A 6,808-nucleotide genomic window follows, 5' to 3' on the forward strand; every position below is an offset into this window, starting at 1 on the left:
TTTGAGTGAATCGCCTTTTTCAGATAAAAACCTGCTGTCAGAAACCGGGGTTTTGTTCCCAAATACCTTCCATAATATCCATTTGGGATTGAGGAATCGGCCACAAGTACCCATCAAACACGCGCTGTACATCCGCACCGTTTCCGGGGATTTCAGGAATGATCTCATGAGCTATCTGCCATCGTTTCAGATCATTGAACCTCAACCCTTCAAATGCAAGTTCTATCCTGCGTTCATTTCGAATGTTCTCCCTGGTCAGGACACTCAGGGGAGGCATCTCAACTCCCGGGCGCTGACGCACGGCATTGATAGCGTCCAAAGCACGCTGATCGGTACCCTGCCCGCTTTCGAACATGGCTTCTGCATAGGAGAGTAGCAATTCGGCATAGCGCATCTTTACAATGTCCTGGTCACTTACTTTATCACGTGCCTGGATCAGGGTCGGGTTGACCCATTTTTTAAACGCCATTCCCGTAAAGTTTACATTGCCTTCGGAGGTACGGCCTTCATCATTTTCAAATGCCGGAAATTTCCCTGACGGATGCATTATCCAGGGATCTCCTTCCTGAAAAATGGTCATACCGAGACGGGGGTCCATCTCCCCGGTCTCCGGGTCTTTTATTTCATAGGCATCTCTTAACTGTGTTGTCGGGTAAAAAGACATCCTGCTGCCGATATACTGATCCAGTTGATGCCCGTCACTGGGCAACTGGTATTGTACGGAGAACATGATCTCCGGGTTATCTTCCTGTTCATCAAAGAAAATACCGGAATAATTATCGTGCAGGCTAAACGGGTTACCGGCATCACCTATCAGGCTCCATGCTACTTCAGCAGCTTCAGCCCATCGTTCATTGTTCATAAGAATGCGTACTTTTAACAGGATAGCGCTTCCTTTTACGGCATGACCATCCGTATAGGCAATATTGGGCAATCCTGAAATAGCTATGTCAATATCCTTGAGCAATTGTTCCACTACTTCAGGTTTCGGAACACGGGGTTTGTTTTTAAAAACCTCCATACTGTCAATACTCTGTGAGTGCAACAGCAAGGGTACATCTCCATATAATTGTATCAATTCATTGTAAAAATAACAGCGGTTGAACAGGGCTTCTCCCTTATATTGGTTATAGCTTTCTTCACTCAGGAAATCTTTGGCCTGGTCGATATTGTCGAGAAAATAATTGCAGTTGGCAATTCCTTCATAACACAATCGCCAGAAATCCTGAACGGCACCTCCGGTACCGGAATGGATCCCGCCATGCATAATATTCTGAATACCGAAAAAACCCGATTCGGAAATGGCATTGTCTGAAAGACATTCTATATTGATCGAAACTCCATTGGATCCGGCTACAGACCCGGCTATATTGGTACGGTATATGGAATACGTAGCGGCCAATGCGGCGTTTACATCGGTCTCTGTCTTCCAGAAGATCTCGGAACTGGGCTGTGACAAAGGTTCTTTATCCAGAAAGTCATCGCATGCGGAAAACAGGGCTGTTGCAATAACAGGATATATCAGTAATTTTATATTTACTTTCATCTCGTGAATTTTAAAAAGTTGCTCTAACTCCAAATGAATATATCGTTGCCTGCGGATAGATCGCTCCCCTTGATGAACCGGAAGAGGCCCGCTCCGGGTCCAATCCCTGGAAGAACTTGGTGTGTGTGTACAAATTATCGGCAGATACATACACCCGGAAATTTTTCATCAGTAATTTACCGGCCATATCTACAGGAAGGGTATATCCCAATTGCAGGTTCTTAATCCTCCAGTAAGAAGAGTTCCCCAGCCAGAAAGTCGAGTTCGGACTGTTAGGGGACCATCCGTCTATATAGATATGAGGGATCGTATTGGACGTTCCTTCACCGTCCCAGGCCCCTCTCCACCATACAGGAGGTGCAGAAGCCTGCCGGAACGGGGATACCCCCCATTCCCTGACATAGGTCTTTCTTCCGTGTACCCCTTGTACAAAAACACTCAGGTCAAAAGATTTGTAATTGAAATCAAAATTCAACCCGTAGTTAATTTTGGGGAATACACCATCTACCGGGACACGGTCGTACTGCAAATCTATCCGGCCGTCCGGCACGCCATCCGGCCCGCTGATATCCCTGTATTTCAATGCCCCGGGTTTTGGAGGAGTGCTTCCCGAATAGTCCGGAACAGGTCCGTTGTCTATCTCTGCCTGATTTTGATAAACCCCGTCATTTATGAGTACGTAGTACTGATTATATGGCAATCCTTCTTCCCGGAGATTGACCCCGCTTATTTCCCTGGCGCCAAATTTTATCAACTCGTTTTTATAGGTCTCCAGGTTTGCATTGATACTATAGTTAAAATCTCCAATGCTGTTCCTGTATCCCAATGTAAATTCCCATCCTGTATTTTCCAGGATACCATCATTGATGACCGGGGCTCCCACACCGATATGAGAGGGCACTTGCAGGTCCCTTAAAATATCCTTTGTGGTCTTCTTATACCAGTCCACCGAGCCGTGCAATGCAGAATTAAAAAGGGAAAAGTCTATCCCGATATCCGTAACGGTAGTGGTTTCCCATTTGATATTGGAATTGATCAGGTCCCGTAGTGTTATCCCCTGCACCAGGGTACCGTCAAAATTGTATTCTGTTGTAGATAATGTACTCTGATAAGGGTAATTACCTATGTTCTGGTTTCCGAGCTGTCCCCAGGAACCTCTCAGCTTCAATTCACTCACCCAGTTCACATTGGAAAAAAAGGCTTCTTCGGCCATACGCCACCCTACAGATACCGAAGGGAAGAAAGCCCAGCGGTTTGCCTCGGGAAATCGGGAAGAAGCGTCATTACGAAAACTGGCTTCAAACAAATATTTGTCCATGTAATTGTAATTGACTCTTCCAAAAAAGGATTGCAATGCCCATTCAAAAGCGGTACCACCATTGTTTTGAACTGCGGGAGGACCGGCGTCTATTTCCCATAATTCCTTGGAAGATAAATTGGTTCGATATGCTTCCAACCTGTCATTGCGATAATTTTCCTGCTGGTACCCGACCATGGCGGTCAGGTTATGAACCTCTTTAAAGGTCTTTTCATAATTTATTGTCCCGAACAACGTGTATTGGTTTTCCCGGGTATTACGCTGAAACAGCGAATTGGTGGAAGCTGTTATACCGCTGAAATTATGCGGAGCAAAAAATTCATAGGTCTCTGCCACTGCTACAAAGGCCTTGCCCATTTCTTCTTCAAAACGAAAGGCACCTTTTATTTCCGCCGACAGGCCTTCTATTATCTCCACATTTATATAAGGGCTGAACATCAGGTAGGTACTGACCCATTCCTTACCGCCACCACCTTTGGCTATGGCAATAGGGTTTTTGTTCCCTCCTTTATTCTCCAGGACAAGGCCGGTGAACCTTCCACTGCCGTCGGGCAATTCGGGGGTACTTAAAGGAGGGGCTGCATAAGCTGCCAGCATTTGGTCTTCGGAACCGTTGGAGGTAAGCAGTTGCGAAGGCCTGCTACCGGTCTGAAATGCGGTATCGTGCCTTTTATCCTTGGCCAGGGAAATATTGCTCCCGAAAGTTACACGTCCGCCAAGATTGGTTTTAAAGTTTACCTGTGCATCATAACGCTTGTAATCTGTTGCAAGTAACAACCCTTCTTCGTCCAATATACCCAGACCGGCATTAAAGGTCGTTCCTTCTTTGCCCCCGCTAAAGTTGAGAAAATGCTTATGTATGGGCGAATCGCGTATCAGCCATTCTGTCCAGTCTGCAGTGGGGATCTCACCATTTCGGTACATGTTAATCTCTTCATCGGTATAACGCCACTGAGGTTGTTGTCCGGAATAATCAATGGCTTTGTTTACCAATTCCATGTATTCTACCGGGTCACTGATACGCTTTATTTTAATGGAAGGTTTTTGAACGGAATAATTATAGGAATATTCAACGTTCAACCGGCCTCCTTTCCCCTTTTTGGTGGTGACCAGGATCACACCGTTGGCGGCCCTTGAACCATAAACTGCGGCTGAGGCAGCATCCTTAAGAACGGAAATGTCCTCTATCATATTTGGGTTCAGGAGCTCCAATCTCCCTTCCACTCCGTCAATCAATATCAGGGGATTACTCCCGGCTGAACTGAACGTCCCCTGACCGCGGATACGTATCTGATTACTTTCTGCTCCCGGTAATGACGAATTCTGCACGATCTGGAGCCCCGGGGAACGTCCCTGAAGCAAGGAAATCGTGCTTGGGGTTTGCCTGGCCATAACCTCTTCCGGATTAATTGTAGAGATGGCTGAGGTCATATTGGTCCGGGTCTGTGTTCCGTACCCTATAACCACTACTTCCTTGAGCGCCTCAACATCCGAGACCAATGTTATGTTTATAATCTTCTGCTCTCCTACTGGAACCCGTTTGGTTTCATAGCCAATATAGGAAAATGTAAGCACTGGGTCACTTGTCCCCGGGCTTATTTCATAGTTACCGTCAAAATCAGTAATCGTACCTGTTGTAGTCCCTTCGACAATCACATTAACCCCGGGTATTGGCTGGCCATCTTCCCCGATAACCTTACCGCTGATCCCCTGGGCCGAGGCTGTGGAAAAAGAAAAAAGCAGCAGTATAAGCCCACATAAAAGACATTCGGGAATCATCCTCGAAGGATTGCACACTTTTTTTTTCATAATGTATGGTTTTAATTGGTTAAAAAAATTTCATTCTTCGCGTAAAGAAGAAAGCAATGCAATTTAAATAGGCCGGGAGCATGTTTGTCAACTATTTCTAACTACATGGTAAGCTTTTTTATCATATTGCAACAAAGCAGAAATATTATTAAAAAACTGTTATTTTTACCCATCAATAAAATGACTTCGTCTATAGTTACAACCTTCTGTTTTCGTTGTTCTAATGTATCTTAAAACTATAAAGGGCTGTTTTTGGTAGGAATCGGGAGGTCTCTAATCTTATGTAAAAAGCACTGTTATTAGATGATCTGGAAAAATGACTTACCGGGAGGTCTCTGCCAAACTTAAATATTCAGGCCTCCCGAATAAGTTCATCTAACTAACTATTCAACTCTGACTCAATAAAATTAATCATCAAAAAAGATATAAAAGTTCAAAAATGGGTATGCAAAGATCCGGAAGTCGATATTTCACTTGGCGTTATAAGGTAAAAGGCTCCGTTAACCATATATCCTTCATCTTACGCGCAAGTTTTTCATAGCACCCAGTTGTCATGCAAACGATGGGCAATATATTGGGAAATCGTTCCCAACAAATAAAACTATATCTATTTTTATTACTATAAAAGCGGGTCCGCCTGCCTATATGCTTCGATAAGTGCAAGCTCTCCGTCCTTGCCGGGATGCATATTCCCATGTTCCATTCCCAAAATCCCTTTATACCCTTTTTCATGAATATATTTGAATATGTTCTCATAATTGATTTCTCCTGTGCCCGGCTCTTTTCTTCCCGGATTATCACCGATTTGTATATAGGCAATTTCACTCCAGCAGGCTTCCATATTCGAAATCAAATGACCTTCATTTTTTTGCATATGATAGATGTCATATAATATTTTACATGATGGGCTGTTGACAGCCTTGCAGATCATATAGGTCTGGTCGGCATGCCTGAGAAAAAGTTCGGGAGTATCACTCAAAGGTTCCAACACCATTGTTAAACCATGCGGTTCCAAGACTTCTGCGCCCCTTCGCAATGCTTCTATGACATTGGCAGTCTGAATCCCCATTGATAATTTCCTTTCAAAAAAACCAGGGACTACGGTCATCCATTTAGCATTAACCAATCTGGCCACTTCAACTGCCTTTTTGCATTCATTTACAAATGCTTCCCGGAATTCCTTTTTTCCTGTAGTAAGGGACGTTTTCCAATTCCCGCCGCCGTCAATTACAAATACCCCCATGGCCATCCCTAACTTAGTCATTTTATGTGCTATTCGCTTTTGGTCTTCCTTTGGCCTTTTCATCAATCCATTATCCTCTAACGACCTAAACCCCTGATCATACATAAACTGCAACTGATCTTCAAGGTCTTTCGCATGATTTTTAAACATCCCGAAGTGAGGAGCGTAATTAAGATTAAAAGTTGTCCCTTTTATTGAATCGTTCTGATTGCGAAACAATGAGGACCCCTTGACTGATACCACACCTCCAAACCCTGTCAAAGCACCACTTAGCCCTATATTTCTAATAAATTTTCTTCTTTCCATTTTATACTTGTTTTACACTAATTTTTTAGGTTTACCCGGAATTGCAAAAGGATAAAAAACCATGCTTATTCTTTTTTTTGATCTCCCTGCCTCCCAAAGATCTCATCTACATTTTTTGATCTTATAACGTCAGACAGGCACTAACTTTTCGTAGCCAGTTTTATCCTATGTTCCAAATCTTTAAATCCGGTATTTTGGTTAGTACAATTTTCTAATAACTTAGATGTATGATCAATAGTCCCAGGACAATGATCATTACCACAAGAAAAACCTCTAACGGTGTAATATTCTTGTTTTTGTCTTTCATACCTCAAATATAGAAACATAGAGAGGTGCAAAATTTATAAATATTGATTACCAATCTTTTAGGTTTTATGATCGGGAAGGGAACGAATTAACCCCAAAATGGATCCCCAATTATAAATACGGAAGGATCATTACCGATAACGAAGCTTTTGTGCAAGAAGTTTTAGAACAGGTGCCGGGTGAGAAAAAAGAAACCCTATACGATGTGAAATTTTTTGTGGACCATGTTTCAAAGGTGACTTTTGACATCCTGACAGACGATTTGGAATTCAGGCATCAA

At 43.3% G+C, this 6,808-nt stretch carries 3 protein-coding genes; all 3 read right to left on the reverse strand.

Translation table 11 applies throughout. From position 1 onward, the window contains the following. Nucleotides 1–37 precede the first annotated feature (37 nt). Nucleotides 38–1,546 carry a RagB/SusD family nutrient uptake outer membrane protein gene (locus tag KN811_RS19415; RefSeq protein WP_187967122.1) on the reverse strand — a complete coding sequence of 503 codons (1,509 nt, stop codon included), beginning with the start codon at nt 1,544–1,546 and terminating at the stop codon, nt 38–40. A 10-nt stretch (nt 1,547–1,556) separates the two neighbouring features. Next, nucleotides 1,557–4,673, reverse strand: a complete 3,117-nt coding sequence (locus tag KN811_RS19420; RefSeq protein WP_187967123.1) for a SusC/RagA family TonB-linked outer membrane protein — start codon at nt 4,671–4,673, stop codon at nt 1,557–1,559. A gap of 619 nt (nt 4,674–5,292) precedes the next feature. Continuing rightward, entirely contained in the window at nt 5,293–6,222 is a 930-nt protein-coding gene (locus KN811_RS19425) for a hydroxypyruvate isomerase family protein (protein WP_187967124.1), read from the reverse strand. Nucleotides 6,223–6,808 lie beyond the last annotated feature (586 nt).

The sequence above is a fragment of the Sinomicrobium weinanense genome, assembly GCF_018863395.1.
Classification (GTDB): domain Bacteria; phylum Bacteroidota; class Bacteroidia; order Flavobacteriales; family Flavobacteriaceae; genus Sinomicrobium; species Sinomicrobium weinanense.

What these genes read in the sequence shown, in the direction of transcription:
- KN811_RS19420 (WP_187967123.1), bottom strand. Translation starts at nt 4,673, where the DNA reads ATGAAAAAAAAAGTGTGCAATCCTTCGAGGATGATTCCCGAATGTCTT.
- KN811_RS19425 (WP_187967124.1), bottom strand. Translation starts at nt 6,222, where the DNA reads ATGGAAAGAAGAAAATTTATTAGAAATATAGGGCTAAGTGGTGCTTTG.
- KN811_RS19415 (WP_187967122.1), bottom strand. Translation starts at nt 1,546, where the DNA reads ATGAAAGTAAATATAAAATTACTGATATATCCTGTTATTGCAACAGCC.